This window comes from Proteiniclasticum ruminis (assembly GCF_900115135.1).
GTDB classification, from domain to species: domain Bacteria; phylum Bacillota; class Clostridia; order Clostridiales; family Clostridiaceae; genus Proteiniclasticum; species Proteiniclasticum ruminis_A.
Window position 1 is genome coordinate 30,225 of the sequence record NZ_FOVK01000008.1, and the last position, 18,375, is coordinate 48,599.

Annotated in this window: 15 protein-coding genes; 14 read left to right on the plus strand and 1 reads right to left on the minus strand. The window is 45.2% G+C overall.

Going from position 1 to position 18,375, the window contains the following annotated elements:
* Positions 1–27: 27 nt before the first annotated feature.
* The 3 genes from BM243_RS11055 (at position 28) to BM243_RS11065 (ending at position 4,854) form a co-directional block, all read left to right on the plus strand.
* Positions 28–1,209 carry a CD3324 family protein gene (locus BM243_RS11055; RefSeq protein WP_074912419.1) on the plus strand — a complete coding sequence of 394 codons (1,182 nt, stop codon included), beginning with the start codon at positions 28–30 and terminating at the stop codon, positions 1,207–1,209.
* Positions 1,210–1,468: 259 nt separating this feature from the next.
* Complete coding sequence (locus tag BM243_RS11060; protein ID WP_074912483.1) at positions 1,469–3,064, plus strand: Na/Pi cotransporter family protein; 1,596 nt, start codon at positions 1,469–1,471, stop codon at positions 3,062–3,064.
* 194 nt (positions 3,065–3,258) lie between these two features.
* The gene (locus tag BM243_RS11065; RefSeq protein ID WP_074912484.1) at positions 3,259–4,854 is read left to right on the plus strand and encodes a Na/Pi cotransporter family protein; all 1,596 of its coding nucleotides are present in this window, start codon (positions 3,259–3,261) and stop codon (positions 4,852–4,854) included.
* 142 nt (positions 4,855–4,996) lie between these two features.
* Here the strand turns inward: BM243_RS11065 and BM243_RS11070 are convergent, their stop codons facing one another.
* On the minus strand, positions 4,997–5,941 hold the full coding sequence (locus BM243_RS11070) for a P1 family peptidase (protein ID WP_074912420.1): 945 nt from the start codon (positions 5,939–5,941) through the stop codon (positions 4,997–4,999).
* Between the two features lie 536 nt (positions 5,942–6,477).
* Between BM243_RS11070 and glmS the strand changes: the two genes are divergently transcribed.
* The 11 genes from glmS (at position 6,478) to BM243_RS11125 (ending at position 18,272) form a co-directional block, all read left to right on the plus strand.
* The gene (gene glmS / locus BM243_RS11075) at positions 6,478–6,909 is read left to right on the plus strand and encodes a methylaspartate mutase subunit S (protein ID WP_031577301.1); all 432 of its coding nucleotides are present in this window, start codon (positions 6,478–6,480) and stop codon (positions 6,907–6,909) included.
* A 6-nt stretch (positions 6,910–6,915) separates the two neighbouring features.
* On the plus strand, positions 6,916–8,304 hold the full coding sequence (gene glmL, locus BM243_RS11080; protein ID WP_074912421.1) for a methylaspartate mutase accessory protein GlmL: 1,389 nt from the start codon (positions 6,916–6,918) through the stop codon (positions 8,302–8,304).
* Positions 8,305–8,313: 9 nt separating this feature from the next.
* Positions 8,314–9,774 carry a methylaspartate mutase subunit E gene (locus BM243_RS11085; protein WP_074912422.1) on the plus strand — a complete coding sequence of 487 codons (1,461 nt, stop codon included), beginning with the start codon at positions 8,314–8,316 and terminating at the stop codon, positions 9,772–9,774.
* A 1-nt stretch (position 9,775) separates the two neighbouring features.
* Entirely contained in the window at positions 9,776–11,023 is a 1,248-nt protein-coding gene (locus tag BM243_RS11090; RefSeq protein WP_074912423.1) for a methylaspartate ammonia-lyase, read from the plus strand.
* 88 nt (positions 11,024–11,111) lie between these two features.
* On the plus strand, positions 11,112–11,954 hold the full coding sequence (locus BM243_RS11095; protein WP_074912424.1) for a fumarate hydratase: 843 nt from the start codon (positions 11,112–11,114) through the stop codon (positions 11,952–11,954).
* On the plus strand, positions 11,954–12,526 hold the full coding sequence (locus BM243_RS11100; RefSeq protein WP_074912425.1) for a Fe-S-containing hydro-lyase: 573 nt from the start codon (positions 11,954–11,956) through the stop codon (positions 12,524–12,526). The genes BM243_RS11095 and BM243_RS11100 overlap by 1 nt, the downstream gene beginning before the upstream one ends.
* A 231-nt stretch (positions 12,527–12,757) precedes the next feature.
* Entirely contained in the window at positions 12,758–13,252 is a 495-nt protein-coding gene (locus BM243_RS11105) for an RNA polymerase sigma factor (protein ID WP_074912426.1), read from the plus strand.
* A complete protein-coding gene (locus tag BM243_RS11110) occupies positions 13,242–14,201 on the plus strand; it encodes a zf-HC2 domain-containing protein (RefSeq protein WP_074912427.1) in 960 nt (319 codons plus the stop codon). The genes BM243_RS11105 and BM243_RS11110 overlap by 11 nt, the downstream gene beginning before the upstream one ends.
* A 122-nt stretch (positions 14,202–14,323) precedes the next feature.
* Positions 14,324–14,902 (plus strand): hypothetical protein, encoded by a 579-nt coding sequence (locus BM243_RS11115; RefSeq protein WP_074912428.1) that lies wholly within the window; start codon positions 14,324–14,326, stop codon positions 14,900–14,902.
* Positions 14,903–15,194: 292 nt separating this feature from the next.
* Positions 15,195–17,153: a sensor histidine kinase gene (locus BM243_RS11120; RefSeq protein ID WP_074912429.1), complete on the plus strand. Its 1,959-nt coding sequence runs from the start codon at positions 15,195–15,197 to the stop codon at positions 17,151–17,153.
* Positions 17,154–18,272, plus strand: coding sequence for a response regulator (locus BM243_RS11125; protein WP_074912430.1), 1,119 nt, complete (start codon positions 17,154–17,156; stop codon positions 18,270–18,272).
* Positions 18,273–18,375: the final 103 nt, after the last annotated feature.

The window sequence follows — 18,375 nt, forward strand, 5'->3', positions numbered from 1 at the left end:
TGATAAGCTGTCTAAGAGGTGGAATTGATGAAATACGTGAATGGTAGAGATGTGCTTCCAGAAAAACTGTTTGAGGAGATTCAGAATTATACCCAAGGACTTTATCTATATATCCCCAAGAAAAGTGGCTCGAAAAAAAACTGGGGAGACAGCACCTATATAAAGAAGGAACTTGCACTACGCAATCGAGAGATTTACGGGAAATTTCTAGAAGGCATATCCTTTGGACGGATTGCGGAGAAGTTTCATCTTTCGGAAAAAAGCATAAGAAGAATCATCCTGGAGGAGAAAAGGAAAATGGAAGAGAAGAGAGAAGTAATCCAAGATGTGTTGAAGGAATGGAATCTTGATGAAGTCCCAGTGGCCATGCATCATACTACTTGGGGCATTGGGGAGCAATACGTGCTGAAAGAATACACAGAACGAAGTACTCTGAAAAGAAACTTGACATTCCTGAGAGTTCTTAAAGAACAAAACCTTCCGGTTCCTGAAGTGGTACAAACCCGAAAGGGAAGCTGGTATGTAGAAACTGCAGAAGCAATGTATCTTCTTACTGGACGTCTACGTGGGCGAAGTCTGGTGAACTCAGAAATGCTGGAGAAGCCCTTCTTTGTGGAGTTTGGCCGTATTCTGGGAAAGCTTCACAGAGCTTTTGAGATTTGTGATCATGCCATGAGTTTCTGGCAGAACAGTCTGCTGGAAGAAATGAGTGGGTGGATTCAGGAAGGGGTGGAGAAATTCAACCCGTCCTATGTGAATAAAGAAGAGTTTCAGAAGGTACTCACACGTCTGGAAGAACTTTACAGTAAGCTTCCGAAACAGCTGATTCATAGAGATGTCCATCTGGGCAACTTCCTTTTCTATGAGGGGGAGTTCTCCGGATATATTGATTTTGATCTCAGTCAGAGCAACATCCGTATTTTTGATTTATGTTATTTTATGCTGGGACTGCTGATCAAAGAGGACAGCCATTTTCTGGAAGAAAAGAAGTGGTTTGAGATTCTTCCCCAAGTGATAAATGGGTATAATGAAGTGAATCCACTCCTAAAAGACGAGCGGGATGCTGTGGTTGTTGTGATGAAAAGCATCGAGTATCTTTTCATTGTGTATTTTCTCTCTGTGGAAGATGAGAAACGAGCTCAGGATGCAGGAAATGTGCTTCATTTCCTGGAACGGAATACGGATAGGATTGAAGAACTTGTACGATGAATGGAGTCGGAATATCCTGGCTCTGAGCAAAGGAATTGGTTGTCTAAGGTTGGGATAGTAAGCTTACACTTAGAAAAATGTAAATGTTTCAATGTTTCCATTTTCAAAAGACTTGAACATAAAATTATCAGTCTGTTTTCCAGGTTAATTCTATGTTAAAACTTGTAACATAGAGTTAACAGTGCTCTTATTTAGCGGTATTATAGACTAGGAAATATATGAAATCTCGAGTGGGAGGTACATTCTTTTGAATATTGCTATGATCATAGGACTCTTGGGTGGTCTGGGACTTTTCCTGTATGGTATGAAAATGATGGGAGATGGTCTTGAGAATGCGGCGGGTTCCAAGCTGAAGTTTATACTCAACAAGGTAACAGCAAATCCAATCAGTTCTGTGCTGATCGGTACTGTAGTAACAATTCTCATGCAATCCAGTTCGGCTACCACAGTCATGGTAATTGGCTTTGTAAACTCAGGTCTCCTGAATCTGGTCCAGGCAACTGGATTGATCATGGGTGCAAATATCGGAACAACAACAACTGCGTTTCTTGTTTCTATGAATATTGATGCCATTGTCCCTATACTCATTTTTCTAGGGTCATTCCTGTATTTGTTTACCAGGGCAAAGAGAAGAAGAGATCTGGCTAGTATCCTTTTGGGATTCGGTATTCTCATGCTGGGTATGGAGCTCATGAGTGAAGCCATGTATCCTCTGAGAGACTCACAAGTGTTTAAGGATCTCATTCTGACTGTAGGTACTCAGTGGTATTTAGGTATCCTTCTTGGATTAGGAATTACGATGCTGGTTCAGTCGAGCTCTGCGACCACAGGACTGTTGGTTGCACTTACTTCGACAGGCGGAATCAGTATTCAGGCTGCATTTCCTTTGATCTTAGGTGCCAACATTGGTACCTGTATCACGGCTTTGCTGTCCTCTATTACGGCGAATAAAATGGCAAAGAAAGCAGCTGTGATCCATTTGCTCTTCAATATCATGGGAGCCGTCCTATTCTTGCCGCTTGGCAAATATCTGATCAACGTAGTTACTTACTTGGCACCAGAAAGCATCAAACTTCAGATTTCTTTTATACATTTAATTTTTAACGTGTCCAATACGCTAGCACTTCTGCCGTTTGCAGGACTTCTGATTCTCATAGCCAATAAAGTAGTTGGAGAGGAAGAAGACAAGGCTCAGGAAATTCTGGACAGAAGACTTCTTCAAACACCAAGTATCGCAGAAGGTCAGGTTATTCTCGAAACAGTTAAGCTTGCTGAGCTTGCGAAAGAAAACTTGAAGCTTGCCACAGATGCATTTATATATAATGATCAGAAAGATCATGATTTAGTTTATAAAAATGAAGCTAGAATTAATGAAGTAACAGAAATCATCACAAACTTTCTTGTAGAACTTTCTGGAAGTGATATTGACATCAATGAGTTTGCACGGGTGGGAGATACGTATCATGTGCTTAACGATATTGAGCGTATCGGGGATCATGCTGAGAACATCATGGAGCTTGCAGAAGAAAGAAGCAGAAAGAATGTGGAGATCACACCAGAAGGTGTGGAAGAACTGAAAAACATCTACAATTATACGAATCTTGCCATGGACATAGCCATTGAAAGCTATAAGAACAATGACAAGCAAAAGGCTGTAAGTATAGAGCAGACAGAAAAGAGAATTGATGAACTGCAGAAAGAATACCGAGATGCACACATCAGAAGACTCAATGCGGGTCGATGCAGTGCTCTGGCAGGAATTCTGTTCTTGGATCTCATCTCCAATCTGGAAAGAGTGGGAGACCACGCAAAGAACATTGCTGATACCATTGCAGAAATCAAAGAAAGAGATTAATCATACAAAATTTTCAGGAAGCATTTCGGACGTTATGTCCGGGATGCTTTCTTTTGTTATAGCCACAAGAAGAGATGGGTTAAGTCTTTGTTAAATGAGAAGGAACGCTCTTTTCAAATGATTTGCATTGGAGTAGAATGACTTAGGATTCATAAAAAGTATAAAATTTTGGAGGAAGCATAGTGGATACAGTAATGATCATCGCGCTCTTAGGTGGGCTTGGTTTGTTCTTATATGGTATGAAAATGATGGGAGACGGACTGGAGAATGCAGCGGGAAGCAGATTGAAGTTCATTCTTGAAAAAGTCACGTCCAGCCCTTTTAAAGCAGTTCTTGTAGGTACCTTTGTCACCATGCTCATTCAGTCCAGTTCTGCGACCACGGTCATGGTGGTTGGGTTTGTGAACTCAGGACTTCTCAACCTGGTTCAGGCTACAGGAATCATCATGGGAGCCAATATTGGAACCACGGTGACAGCATTTCTTGTGTCCTTGAATGTAGATGCCATCATACCAGTATTTTTATTTTTCGGTTCTATTCTGATGCTTTTTAGCAAGGCCAAAAAGAGAAAAGATATCGCATCTATTGCACTTGGTTTTGGTATTATGATGCTTGGTATGAGTCTTATGAGTGATGCCATGTATCCTCTAAGAGACTCTAAAATGTTCAGGGAGCTCATTGTAAGTCTTGGCAACCAGTGGTATCTTGGTCTGCTGGTAGGGCTTGGTATCACCCTGATCATACAGTCAAGTTCGGCAACAACGGGTATTCTGGTGGCGCTGACCAATACGGGAAATATCACCATTCAGATTGCGTTTCCAATAATTCTCGGAGCCAACATCGGTACATGTATCACTGCGCTGCTTTCTTCCATTACAGCTAACAAAACAGCGAAGAAGGCTGCTGTGATCCATCTTCTGTTTAATGTCATAGGAACACTGATTTTCCTGCCGCTCGGAGGACTGCTCATCTCTATTGTCACAAGAATTTCTCCAGAAAGCGTGAAGTATCAGATTTCCTTTATCCATCTGTTCTTTAACCTGTCCAACACCCTCATTCTTCTTCCTTTCAGAAATGTACTCATCACCATGGCTAATAGGATTGTAGGGGATGAAGTGAAAATGGATAATGAAATTCTGGATAGAAGACTGCTTCAGACGCCAACCATTGCAGAAGGTCAGGTAGTGCTTGAAACCGTAAAACTGGCTGAACTTGCCAAGAAAAATGTTCATTTGGCTACAGAGGCTTTTCTCACCGGAGACCTGACTCATGAAGATGAAATCATGAAGAATGAAGAAAGAATCAATGAAGTAACAGAAATCATCACGAACTTTTTGGTGGAGCTTTCTGCAACAGAAATCAACATAGAAGAATTCAGAAGAATCGGGAACACTTATCATGTGATCAATGACATTGAAAGAGTGGGAGACCATGCGGAAAATATTCTTGAACTGGCCATAGAGAAAAAGAAAAAGGAAGCGGACCTTACACCAGAGGGTGCTGAAGAGCTTCGTGCGATTTTTGCAGAAACAGAGAATGCCATGAATATCGCCATTGGATGTTATAAAGAGAATGACAAGAATTATGCCATGAAGATTGAAGCGGTGGAAAGAAAGATTGATGCCCTTCAGAAAGAGTTCCGTCAGAGCCACATCAGGAGACTGCAGCAGGGAAGATTCAAAGCTCTGTCGAGCATTCTGTTCCTGGATGTCATTTCGAATCTGGAGCGTGTGGGAGATCATGCGAAGAATATGGCTGATGTTGTGTCCGGAATTCAAGAAAGAGATTAAGAGACTTTTCGCGGAACGCTAAAGTACACCCCTGATGTTCATTGTTCCGATGAAAAATAAGTATAGAAAAGAGCTGAGATCGTGAGTGAGATCCCAGCTCTTTATTTTTTCTCGGTAATCGATGATTCATCCTATGAGCATATTATACATGTCCAACACTGGAAACGCTTTTTAATATACTGCAGGAGGCGCTTTTTACGGCCTGATGAATGGCCTTTTCCACCACATGGGCAGCAGCTGTGCCAAGCACTGTGACATCACAGGAAACCTCTCCACTTCCAAGTACAAAGAGTGTATCTCCATCCACCATGGTGTGGATAGGACGGATGGCTCTTGCCATACCATCTTGTGCCATGGAAGCTGCTTTATTTGCCTGGCTCTTGGTGAGATTTGCATTTGTTAGGATGCATCCGATGGTGGTGTTCCCTTTGAAACTTGCAGCATACCCCTTATAAAGAAGTTCCTCTGTATGAAGAAGCACATCACCCTGGCAGGGGCCTGCTAAAATCTTTTCTCCTTCATAGATGCTGCCAAAGGCATTGACGGCAATGATGCATCCAATTTTTAAGTCTCCCAGGGAAACAGCAAAGGATCCAATGCCGGACTTCATAGAAGCCTCTGGTCCCAGTATTTTACCCACAGTAGCACCTGTTCCAGCGCCGAAACTGCCATCCCTGTAGTTTCTCTCCATGGCGCTCTCTGCTGCCTTTAAACCCATGGCAGAGTCCGGTCTTTTTTTTGCGTTTTTATAACCCAGGTCATAAAGAACTGCCCCGGGTACGATGGGCACCTTTGCAAAACCTGTATCGAATCCGATGCCTTTCTCTTCTAGAAAAGTCATGACCCCTGAAGCGGCATCCAGTCCAAAGGCACTGCCGCCTGCAAGAAGAAGTCCGTGTACTTTGTCCACCATCTCTTCTGAAGCGATGAGATCCGTCTCTCTGGTACCAGGAGCCCCTCCTCTCACATCCACCCCAGGAGTTGCGCCTTCAGGGGAGAGAATCACAGTGCATCCGGTTCCTCCCTCCTGATCCTCTGCATTGCCGATATAAAAACCATCCAGTTCATGGATTGAAATCTCTTTCATGCTCGTTGCTCCTTTCTACTTTTGATATCATTCTATCACAGGAATCTGGAAAGAAGAATGGGAGATAAAATCCGTCGTCTTCAGAAAATATTAAGAATGTAAAGGGTATCAAAAATATTTTTTCGGATTTTTTGTGAATATTTATACAAAAAGTGCATAAAGAGAAGTATATTTATGAACCACCTCTCTGAATAAGTTGGCGGTTGTAATTGCAGAATGGAATCGTTTTATGCAAGATTTGATTCAATTTGCCCCTAAAATGAAAGTTTGAGAAAATGTGAATTCAGATTGGAAACGGAGACAAACACTCATGGGGAATAGGGGGTGCATGATTATGGAACCATTGAATTTACAAGGGTTTTCATGGTTTAATGGCCTCTTGAAACTATTAAAATCTGTGCTATGATGAGAGTGTAAAGAAGGTCGAAGGCCGTAAAATCATGAAAGAAAAACTTGCAGGATCATGACACTGATTTTAGAAAGTGCCTACACAAAATGATAATAATCATTCACTTATAAGGAGTGTACAAAAAGATATGGGTAAAAAGACAATCGTTCTAGGGGTAATTGGAGCCGACTGCCACGCGGTGGGAAACAAGATCCTCGACTATTCTCTTACAGAAGCAGGATTTCATGTGGTGAATATTGGAGTTCTTTCTCCACAGGAAGACTTCATCAATGCTGCCATTGAAACGGGAGCAGAAGTGATCATGGTTTCTTCTCTCTACGGTCACGGGGAAATTGACTGCAGAGGCATGAGAGAAAAGTGTGACGAAGCAGGACTTTCTGGCATTAAGCTGTATGTCGGTGGAAACATCGTAGTAGGAAAGCAGGACTTCCAGGAAGTGAAGAAGAGATTCATGCAGATGGGCTTTGACCGGGTATATCCACCTGGAACCACTGTTGCGACAGCCATTCATGACCTGAAGGAAGACTTGGGTTTACTTGAAGCTGTGGTAGGGGCATAATGCGCCATGAAAGCATATCTATTTATTGATTTTGGCAGCACCTACACCAAGCTTACAGCAGTAAGCAAAGAGGAAGACCTCATCCTGGCCACTGCAAAATCATATACGACTGTGGAGACCGACGTGATGGAAGGGTTCGGAAAAGCTTTTGAGCTGCTCATGAACGATCTTCCCAATGATATAGAATTTGAACAGAAACTCGCCTGCTCTTCGGCTGCAGGCGGGTTAAAAATTGTCTCCATTGGCCTGGTGCCTGAGCTGACCATGGAAGCAGCCAAAAGAGCTGCGTTGGGCGCAGGAGCCAGAGTCACAGATGTATTCAGTTTCAAACTGAACCAGAGTGAAGTGAAGAGAATCAAGAATGCCAAGGCAGACATGATTCTTCTTGCAGGAGGAACCGATGGAGGAAATACAGACGTCATCATCCATAATGCCAGGATGCTGAAAGATGCGGAAATTAAGATTCCGGTGGTGGTTGCGGGGAACAAGAGCGCAAACGATGAAATCATTGAGATATTTGAAGGGCAGATGAATTATCACATCACAGAAAATGTGATGCCCAGTCTCAATCAGATCAACGTGGAGCCTGCCCGTGAGACCATACGGAATATTTTCATGGAAAATATTGTGAAAGCCAAGGGAATGTCCAAGGCCAAAGATCTGATTAGTGGCATTCTGATGCCAACACCGGCAGCGGTGCTTAAAGCTGCTGAAGTGCTCAGTCAGGGGACAAAGCATGAAGATGGCATCGGCGACCTTGTAGTAGTGGACATCGGAGGAGCCACCACAGATGTGCACAGCGTTTGTGAAGGAGCTCCAAGCAAGCCTTCTGTGGTCTTAAGAGGACTGGAGGAGCCCGTGGCAAAGAGAACGGTTGAAGGGGACCTGGGGATGAGATACTCCGCTCTTTCTCTTTATGAGGCGGCGGGTAAAAGATATCTGAGACGTTATAAACTCAGCCACCTGGAAGAGATGGATGTGGAGAAAGAGTTCACCTTCAGAAATGAGCATACGGATTTTGTGCCTTCCACGGAAGACGAGCTTCAGTTTGATGAAGTCATGGCGAAAATCTGTGTGGACATCTCCATGAAACGTCACGCGGGGACTGTGACGCCAGTCTATTCACCTCTTGGGATGATGTATTCCCAGGAAGGGAAGGATCTCATGGAGCTTCCTTATTTGGTAGGCACCGGTGGTGTCATTGTGAATTCCAGAAATCCGGAAGAGATCCTGAAAGCGGGACTGTTCCATGAGGAAGATCTGGATTCACTGAAGCCAAGACATCCGAAGTATCTCATTGATGAAAAATATGTACTCTCCGCCCTTGGACTACTGGCCATGGTGGACGAGGAAAAAGCCTTACGAATGCTGAAAAAATATGTTGTGAAATGTTAGGAGAAAAAAATGGACCTGCAAAACAAAAAACTCTCAGAAGAGCAATTTTTTAAGATCCGGGAAGAGATTCTCACCCACTGGCCCACAGGAAAAGATGTGGACCTGACAGAAGCTGTAGAATATCTGAAGAAAGTACCTGATGAGAAGAACTTTGCCAAAAAGCTCAGAAAAGCCAAGGAAGAAGGGGTGACCCTGGCTCAGCCAAGAGCAGGTGTGGCACTCATCAGTGAACACATCAAGCTGTTAAACTACCTGGAAGAGGAAGGTGGCGCAGATCTTCTGCCCTCCACCATCGATTCCTACACCAGACAGAACCGCTATAATGAATGCCAGGTGGGCATCGACGAATCCATCAAGGCGGGAAGATCTCTTCTCAATGGATTCCCAGCGGTGAATCATGGGGTCAAAGGCTGCAGAGAAGTCTATGAGTCCATCAAGAACCCCATCCAGGCAAGACATGGCACACCGGACGCAAGGCTTTTAAGTGAAATCATCACCGCTTCCGGATGGACTTCCAATGAAGGCGGCGGCATCAGCTATAACATTCCCTACGCCAAGAGCGTATCCATGGAAAGAACCATCAGAGACTGGCAGTACTGCGACAGACTCACCGGATGGTATCAGGAGCAGGGGATAGAACTGAACCGTGAGCCTTTCGGACCACTGACCGGGACCTTGGTGCCCCCTTCCATCTCCAACACTGTGGCGATTCTGGAAGCGCTTCTTGCAGCAGAGCAGGGCGTGAAGAACATCACCGTAGGCTATGGACAGTGTGGAAACATCATCCAGGACGTGGCCGCCATCCGTGCCCTGGAAGAGCAGACAGAAGAATATCTGAAAAGATTCGGATACAACGATGTGTTTGTCACCACAGTATTCCATCAGTGGATGGGCGGGTTCCCAGCAGATGAAGCCAAGGCTTTTGGCGTCATCTCTCTCGGCGCAGCCACTGCAGCCATGGCAGGAGCCACCAAGGTTATCGTAAAAACGCCTCATGAAGCATTAGGTATTCCAACCATGGAAGCCAACGCTCAGGGCATCAGAGACACCAAGATGACCCTCAACATGCTCCGGGGACAGAGAATGCCCATGAGCAAGGAGCTGGAAATGGAAATCAGGATCATCAAGGCAGAAACCAAGTGCATGCTGGACAGTGTGTATGAAGTGGGCAAGGGAGACTTTGCCAGAGGTACGGTGGAAGCATTCAAGTTGGGCATTGTGGACATTCCATTTGCGCCAAGCAAGTATAACGCTGGAAAGATGATGCCTGCCAGAGACAACCAGGGAGCGGTAAGATACCTGATGCCAGGAAATCTTCCTTTCACCCAGGATCTCATAGATTTCAACAAAGAAAAACTCATGGAGAGAGGACGCTTTGAAAATAGAGACGTGACTTTCCAGATGACCGTAGACGATATTTTTGCCGTTGGTAAGGGAAATCTCATCGGCAGACCGGAGGAAAAGAAGTAAAATGAAGATTATTGATGTGGTGTGTTCAGAAGGCAGAACCGGGTTTTATTTTGATGACCAGAAGGCCATTGTGAATGGTGCAGGTCATGACGGGTTTATGTATGTGGGAGAACCAGAGACGGAGGGCTTCACTTCCATCAGAGTTCCTGGAGAGAGCATCTCTGTGATGCTGATTCTGGAAAATGGAGAAATCGCTCATGGAGACTGCGCTGCAGTTCAGTACTCCGGTGCAGGCGGAAGAGATCCTCTTTTCATTGCAAAGGACTTTATTCCAGTCATTGAAGACATAGCAAAGAAGCATCTCATTGGGAAAGATGCCTCTTCGTTCAAGCCTCTGGCAGATGAGATCGACAGCCTGTCCCATGAAGGGAAAAGACTGCATACCGCCATCCGTTATGGGATGACCCAGGCGCTTCTGGATGCGGCAGCCAAGTGCAACAGAGTCACCATGGCTGAGATTGTTCAGAAGGAATATGAGACAGGGGTAACACTAAGCCGTGTACCGATCTTTGCCCAGAGTGGAGACGACAGGTATAACAATGTGGACAAGATGATCATCAAGGGCACAGACGTCATGCCTCATGCCCTGATCAACAATGTGAAGGAAAAGCTTGGTGAAAACGGAGAAATCCTTTTAAACTACATCACCTGGATGAGAAATAGAGTGCTTCAGTATAAGATGACAGAAGACTATACCCCAATCTTCCATGTGGATGTTTATGGCACCATCGGAAGAATCTTCAACCAGGACCTGGAGAAGATGGCAGAGTATCTCAAGACACTGGAAGAGGCTGCAAAGCCATTTCTTCTTCGTATCGAAGGACCCATGGATGTGGGTGAAAGAACCAAACAGATGGAAGCGCTTCGTGACCTCACTAAGATCCTTGATGATCGAAACATCAATGTGGAGCTGGTGGCAGATGAGTGGTGCAACACCTATGATGACGTGGTGTACTTCGCGGACAATAAGGCAGGTCATATGATTCAGGTGAAGACCCCGGATCTTGGCGGCGTGAACAACTCCATTGAAGCCATCCTGTACTGCAAGGAAAAAGGCATTGGCGCCTATCTTGGCGGAACCTGCAATGAGACCAACAGAAGTGCAGAGGTCTGCACCAACATCGGTATGGCCTGCGGAGCCAAGCAGGTGCTGGCAAAGCCTGGTATGGGCGTGGATGAAGGCTTCATGATCGTCAACAACGAAATGAACAGAGTGCTGGCCCTGGCCAAAAGAAGACAGAATCAGTAGATAGGAAAGTATGCCGCACAAGCTATGGAATGTAGGAAGTGCGGCATTTCTTGTTTGGATCGATGAATGAGATAAAGGTGGATACGAAATGAAAATAATTGATGCGAGAAAGGTCACGGAAGAGGTCAAGAAACTGGTCATGGATGCCAATTACTTCCTGCCCGAGGATGTCATGACCTCCCTTCGAGAGCAGAAGAAAAAGGAAAAGTGGATCCTGGCCACCAATACCTTGGGGATGATCATCGAAAATGCGGAAATCGCTGAAAGAGATATGGTACCCATGTGTCAGGACACCGGCATGGTGGTGGTCTTTGTGGAAATGGGACAGGAAGTCCACATTGAAAATGGACTGCTGGAGGATGCCATAAACCAGGGAATCCGGGAGGGCTATGAAGAAGGGCTTCTTCGCAAATCCGTGGTGGGAGATCCTTTAAACCGAAAGAATACGGGAGACAATACCCCAGGGGTCATCCACTATGAGCTGGTGGCAGGAGATGCCTTGAAAATCATGGTGGCGCCAAAAGGATTTGGTTCTGAGAACATGTCCCGCTTGAAGATGCTGAAGCCCTCTGAAGGAGTCGAAGGAGTCAAGCAGTTTATCCTAGAGACCGTGGAGCTGGCTGGACCCAATGCGTGTCCACCTATGGTGGTTGGCGTTGGTATTGGGGGCACCTTTGACAAGGTGACCTATCTGGCGAAGAAGGCGCTCATGAGAAGGCTGGAAGACTACAACGAGAATCCTTACTATGCGGAGATGGAAAAAGAGCTTCTTCAAACCATCAATGCCATGGGCATCGGACCCCAGGGCTTTGGGGGAGAGACCACAGCACTGAAGGTGGCCATCGAGTATTTCCCGACCCACATCGCAGGACTGCCTGTGGCTGTGAACATCAACTGTCATGCCACCCGTCATAAGGAGGTGACCTTATAATGGAGATTAAACTGACAACGCCACTAACAAGAGAAAAGGTCATGCACCTGAAGCCTGGAGACAATGTGCTTTTATCAGGAACCATCTATGCCGCTAGAGATGCAGCCCATAAAAAGCTCATGGAGCGTTTGGATAAAGGAGAAGCGCTGCCCTTTGACATTGAGGGAGCAGTGATCTATTATGTAGGACCCACCCCCACAAGAGAAGGAGAAGTTATTGGATCTGCGGGACCTACCACCAGTCTTCGAATGGATGCTTATACCCCAAGACTTCTCGATTTGGGACTCATGGGGATGATTGGCAAGGGAAAGAGAAATGTGGAAGTGAAGAGAAAAATGGTGGAGCATGGGGCCATTTACTTTGCCGCCATCGGTGGTGCAGGGGCTCTCATCAAAAAGACCATTCTGGCCCAGGAAACCATCGCCTACGAGGAACTGGGACCTGAGGCCATCCGAAGATTGGAAGTGAAAGACTTCCCTGTGACGGTCATCATTGACAGTAAGGGAAATGATCTTTATGAACTGGGCAGAGAGCAGTATCTTGCCTGGAAGAAAGAGGAAGAAGAAAAGTAGAACTATATATGAGAGGCAGTGGAAGCATGATGTGACCACTGCCTTGTTTTTATTTTTAGAAAAAAAGGATTCATGGCAAGGCTTTTGAGGATATGGTACGCTACCTTTAGAGGGTTCCCACCCGATATCTTTAAATGAATCAAAAGGCAGTAGGGGTTGGGGTGAAAAAACTTTTGAGATTCTGTAACGAAACGGCGTCTATATACTCATATCAGTAACAGGAGGTGGAAGGTGAAAGACGTAGGAAAGCTTTATGAAGAATATTTTCAGACGGTATATAAATACCTGTATGTGCTTTCAGGCAGCGCAGATCTGTCCGAGGATCTGACCCAGGAAACCTTCTATCAGGCGGTGAAAAGCTACAAGGATTTTCGTGGGGACTGCAAGGTCTCTGTCTGGCTCTGCCAGATTGCAAAGCATCTTTGGTATAAGGAAGCAAAAAGAAGAAACCTGTATAAGCCGGAACCTCTGGAAGAGATTATGGATACTCTGGCATCGGGGGAAGAGACAGAGAAGGTAATGCTGGAAAGAGAAGAGAAAAAGATTCTTTACGAAAGAATCGAAAAGCTTGAGGAGAAGACACGGGAGGTCATGCAGTTAAGGCTTTCTGGGGATCTGAGTTTCAGAGAGATTGGAGAGATTCTTGGACGCACAGAAAACTGGGCGCGTGTAACTTTTTACCGAGGAAAGCAGAAGATCATGGAGGTGGAAACAAATGAAAAGTAAGATAGAGTGCAGCATTGTGGAAGATCTGCTCCCAAGTTTTCTGGAGGAGCTCACAAGGGAAGAAACCAATGAATTTATGGAGGGGCATCTGAAAGGCTGTGCATCCTGCAGAAAAAAAGCGGAGAATCTCTCTCATGAGATGGAGCATATGGAGAAAGCGCCAGAAAGAGAACTGAATTTTTTAAAAAAAGTGAAGAAAACAAAGCTTCTTGGCGCAGTGCTGAGTGCACTTTTTGCGCTAGTTATTGCTTTTGGCATCTACAGCTATGAATTCAGATACACCTTGGATCAAGGGGAGTTGTCCAAAGCGGTGACGGACTATGTCTCTCCTTTTGAAGAAGAGTTTGAAGGGTATGCCCTGGAGACCCTGCGTCTTGAGGCTGGAGCACTTCTTGTTTCTTTTAAGGATCTGAAGAGAGAGACGAGAAACGGCGTTGCAGAATTTGAGAAGGGGATCAATGGAAAGTATCGGATCATCCGGGCAGATCTAAGAACTTCAGCCTACAGCTCTGTGATCCAGACTTTTAACTGGGAAAATCAGGAAGAAAAAAAGGTGGTTGTCAGCGGATACAGTCTTTCCAAAGACATTGCACGGTACGGGCTGGAGTTCAGTGCGTATAAGTCACCAGGATGGGCATCGGATGAGAGAGTAGAGAGGACCCTTACATTTCCTGTGAAAAACCTGCAGTTTCTGGAAGTCTTTTCTTTAGAGGCTCTGGTGGAGGAGCTGAAGAAAAGTGAAAATCAGGAGTTATACAATTATCACCTTACAGATGTGTCTTTTTACGATGAGACGGGAGAAGACATCACAGAGTCTCTTCTTGTAGGAGAGTCTGGAAATCAGGGAGGCAGCGGCATTGGATCCGCGGAGCTGTGGCTTGTGTATGTGCTGATGTTTTTAGTGCTGGGGTTTGGCGCCATCATGGTCCGGTACTTTTTGACGGACTAGAATCCACCACAGTCATATACTCATAAGGCGTCAGAAAAAGCATTGTCCTATGGAGTAAAATTGTGCATACTAGATAGTGACAATAAGTATTATTCAAATAAGACATCGTGGAGGAGTAACCTATGTTTATATTGCGGGATAAGTCTGTGGAAAAAGCCATCAGAGCTGTGGATCCTTCTGCAAAGGTGGAAAAAGTACTATATCTCATCATTCTCAATGGCGTAGAGGATGATGAGCGGATTCTTTGGACCAAGAGAAAGAAAATACTAGGATGGATGGCACTTGCTTTTTTCATCCTCTATGTGCTGTTTTCAGAGATCAGGCTTTTCAATATACTGTTTATTCTATCCGTGGCTTTCTGGAGCGGCACCTCAGGCTTTCTGAATGACACCGGGTTTGTGGTTCTGGATGAAAGAGGTTATACGCTGTATGTGTTTAATAAGTGGCAGACAAAGGTTAAAGCTGTATATCCACTTTCTTTTGAGGAGATAGAGTCATGCGAGCCTGCCGATCGGATTCTTAGAAAACGAACCGCACATCTTCATCTCTATGTGAAAGAAAAATATTTTCATGTCATTGTCAGCAGAAGAACTTTAGGCTTGAAAAAGCAGAAGAGAAGCTTTCATGAGATGATGTCAGATTTTACAGAGAAAACTTACCGCAAAGATCTGGATTTTTATCATTTTGATACAGAGGAATAGGGCAGTGTATGATTGCACTGGTGTAGAAGGCAATGAGTAATGGAGCTCATTGCCTTTTTTAATGAGAGATTAAAGACACTATGGGGACTCCATTGAAGGAAGCAAACTGAAGCCAGTTGAAAGAGGATGCGTTTGGTTCTCCTATTCTTTGCCATACAACACTACAGTTCTTTTATGAACACTACGTGATATTCTCTGATATATTTTTCGATTAAGATTTTCTTTGGATAACCAGAAATTATGATAGAATGAAAACAAAGTTTAGTTCGCGATGAGTGAGGGGGGGAAGAAGATGGAAACAGCAGACAAAAAGCAGCTCGGGAAGGATTCTGACAGGATGTATAAAGTAACAGTCTCTCTCCTTTCTGGACTCTTGGGACTGATACTGATCTATGCCTCCATCAGGCTCAACTTCAGTGGATTCAGGCTGAATTTTGTCTGGAGCATTGGATTTCCACTTCTTGTTAGCCTGGCCTGGGGACCTTTTTACGGACTCATCAGTGCGCTTTTTGGGGGCACGGTGCTGTACCCTTTTATACTGGGCTTTTCCAATGGGTGGGCATCAATGGTGCCTGCCCTGTCGTTTCTTCTTTGGATCTATCTTCATGGAAAGGGTGCAGAGTGGAGACAAAAGGAGAAGGTTTGGTTTACGAACCTGTACGTGATTCAAGCCTTTCATGCTGCAGTGCGATGGATATTGTACAGCACTCTTTTTCCGCTTCTCTTCCGCTGGAATCCTCCTTTTTGGAATCCTCAAGCAGTGACGGAAATCAGCAGAAGCATCGTGGTGCTCTTTGTTATGAGGGGGATCCTCATGGAATCCGTGCTCGTTGCGGTCTGCGATGCAGTGCTTCTTCTCCCACCAGCAAGAAGGATTCTACGCCTGAAGTCCTCGTCCTCCAGCAGATACAGCGGACGGATCATGGCAGGGATGGTTTCTTTTGGGCTTCTTTTCATTGGCTTTATTCTTTCCATCCAAAATGGCATCATTGAGGAGAAAAAGGTCGGAGAATGGCTGATGCCTCCCGATGATAAAACGAAAGTGACGCTTTTTTTGTCCACGATTTTATTCATCATCATGGGTGGCATTGCAGTGCGGTATTTTCAGAGAGCTTTAGAAAACCAGGAGTCTCTTCTTAAAAGCGAAAAGAAGTACATGACCATTTTTGAAGGAATCCATGATCTTTACCTTGAGACCACCTTGGGCGGCAAGGTTCTTATTGCTTCTCCTTCGGTGAAAGAGATCCTCGGCTATGAGGTGGAGGAGCTTCTTACAAAGAACATGGAAGACCTTTATCTGGATCCATTTGTCCGGGAAGAGCTGGTGGAGCTTTTGAAAGAAGAGAAAGAAGTGAACAACTTTGAAGTGGTCATTCTTGGAAAAGAAGGGGAGCGCCATTATCTGTGGCTCCATGCAAAAATGGAAGAGCAGGATGGACAGCCGAAGATTATTTCTGTGGGGAGAGATGTGACCAATTATCAGAAGGCCATGGATGAAGTGCGCACACTCAATCAGGAGCTCAGCCAAAGGGTAGAGGAAAGAACAAAGGATCTTCAGAAGGCGGTATCGGAGCTGGAAAGCTTCTCGTATACCATTTCCCATGACTTGAAATCTCCCTTAAAGGCCATTGATGCCTATGTGAAGATGCTGAAGGAGGACCTGGCAGACTCCATAGCAGAGGATCCCAAGGACATGCTGCATCAGATTGAGAAAACATCAACGGAAATGATTGCCCTCATTGATCAGCTCCTGAAGTATTCAGTGGTGTCCAAAACCCAGCTGAAGATGGAGTGGATTCATGTGCGGGAAGAAGTGTGGTCCCTGTTTCTGGAGCAGAAAGCTTCCTGTGAGGAGAGAAACATCGTCCTTCAGATGGAGGAGTCCCTTCCTGATCTATGGGCTGACCGGATGCTCTTCAGGCAGGCTCTAAGAAATATTCTGTCCAATGCAGTGAAGTTTACGAAAAACGTAGAGCAAGCAGTGGTTGAGGTGCAGGCAGAGCATACGGACAAAGGGTATGTTCTCACCATCAAAGACAATGGTGCGGGGTTTGATATGGAAGATTCCGGGAAACTCTTTGAAGTGCTTCAAAGGCTGCACAATAAAGAAGAATTTGAAGGAACGGGCATTGGCCTTGCCACGGTCAAAAAGATCATGGAGAAGCATCAGGGAGAGATTACCATGGAAGGAAATCCAGGAGCAGGTGCTGCAGTGCACCTGAGATTTCCAAAAGAAGGAGAGAGAGTTTAGATGAAAAGACCATGGAAGGTCATGATTGTGGATGATATGGAAGTATTCAGAAGGCAGATCCGTAGACTGCCCCTGTGGAACGAAGACTCTTCTTTCCTTCTTCATGCGGAAGCAGCAGATGGGATAGAAGCTCTTCGGATGCTGGAAAAGGAACCGGTGGATCTTCTCATCTCAGATATCCGAATGCCCCGGATGGATGGTCTTTCGCTTCTGAAGGAAGTGAAGGCCAGAAATCTTTCGAAGTATGTGGTGTTTCTCAGTGATTATGCGGAGTTTTCTTTGGCGAAGGAGGCCATCGCCTTTGGTATTTTTGATTATCTTGTGAAGCCTGTGAAAGAGGAGGAGCTTCGGAGTCTTTTTCTGAAGGTTTCGGCTCATCTATCCCAGGTGGAGAAGGAAAAAGAAGAAAAGAGACTTCTGGAAGAAAAGCTTTTAGATAGTGTGGACCTCTACTATCCTCAAAAGGAAGTGCTGGATCTCACAGAAAGGATCGTTTCTGGACAGGAGGATGCGTTAAAGAAAAGTGCATCCTTAGTGAACACCGCCTACGATGCCCTGAATCTCGATCTTTTGAAAACCGCACTGGTGCTGGAGAAGGTTTATGAGGAGATTCTAATGGAGGTGGAGAGAAGAAGTCCCTGGCTGGCACCCCTCTATCCGCACTACCAAATGAGCAGATCCCGATTGTCCAAAGAGGCATCGATTCAGGAACTGGAACTTCAGTTTATGGATCGAATGGGCAGACTGGTAAGCATCATGGCGTACCTTTTGCCAGATAAAGGAGAGCATCCCCTGGTGAGGGAACTGGAAGAGTTTATCCTCTTGCATCCTGAAGGAAAGCTGACTCTGGACCGCTTGGCAGAAAAGTTCTACCTCACCAAAAATCATCTGGGTGAAGTGTTTAAGGAGGAGACGGGACTGACCTTAGGCGAATATCTTTTCCGTGTCAAAGTCCAGCGGGCCATGGTGCTTCTTCAGGAGGAGGAGCTGAGAAGCTATGAGATTGCGGAGCGGCTTGGGTATCAAAGCGCCGAGTACTTTGCAAAGCAGTTTAGAAAGGCCACGGGAGAAACGCCCATGGAGTACCGTGCCCGGATGAAGGAAGAGAAGATTGATTAGAAATTAACGAATCCATGTTTTGTTGGGGTGCTGCCCTTGTTTTGTGCATTCTGATTTCCTGGAAAGATTAGTATGATAAATACGTAACAAAAATCAGGAACGA

Bases quoted from the DNA above. Each gene is read 5' to 3' on its own strand.
- BM243_RS11055 (WP_074912419.1), top strand. From the start codon at position 28: ATGAAATACGTGAATGGTAGAGATGTGCTTCCAGAAAAACTGTTTGAG.
- BM243_RS11060 (WP_074912483.1), top strand. From the start codon at position 1,469: ATGATCATAGGACTCTTGGGTGGTCTGGGACTTTTCCTGTATGGTATG.
- BM243_RS11065 (WP_074912484.1), top strand. From the start codon at position 3,259: ATGATCATCGCGCTCTTAGGTGGGCTTGGTTTGTTCTTATATGGTATG.
- BM243_RS11070 (WP_074912420.1), bottom strand. From the start codon at position 5,941: ATGAAAGAGATTTCAATCCATGAACTGGATGGTTTTTATATCGGCAAT.
- glmS (WP_031577301.1), top strand. From the start codon at position 6,478: ATGGGTAAAAAGACAATCGTTCTAGGGGTAATTGGAGCCGACTGCCAC.
- glmL (WP_074912421.1), top strand. From the start codon at position 6,916: ATGAAAGCATATCTATTTATTGATTTTGGCAGCACCTACACCAAGCTT.
- BM243_RS11085 (WP_074912422.1), top strand. From the start codon at position 8,314: ATGGACCTGCAAAACAAAAAACTCTCAGAAGAGCAATTTTTTAAGATC.
- BM243_RS11090 (WP_074912423.1), top strand. From the start codon at position 9,776: ATGAAGATTATTGATGTGGTGTGTTCAGAAGGCAGAACCGGGTTTTAT.
- BM243_RS11095 (WP_074912424.1), top strand. From the start codon at position 11,112: ATGAAAATAATTGATGCGAGAAAGGTCACGGAAGAGGTCAAGAAACTG.
- BM243_RS11100 (WP_074912425.1), top strand. From the start codon at position 11,954: ATGGAGATTAAACTGACAACGCCACTAACAAGAGAAAAGGTCATGCAC.
- BM243_RS11110 (WP_074912427.1), top strand. From the start codon at position 13,242: ATGAAAAGTAAGATAGAGTGCAGCATTGTGGAAGATCTGCTCCCAAGT.
- BM243_RS11115 (WP_074912428.1), top strand. From the start codon at position 14,324: ATGTTTATATTGCGGGATAAGTCTGTGGAAAAAGCCATCAGAGCTGTG.
- BM243_RS11120 (WP_074912429.1), top strand. From the start codon at position 15,195: ATGGAAACAGCAGACAAAAAGCAGCTCGGGAAGGATTCTGACAGGATG.
- BM243_RS11125 (WP_074912430.1), top strand. From the start codon at position 17,154: ATGAAAAGACCATGGAAGGTCATGATTGTGGATGATATGGAAGTATTC.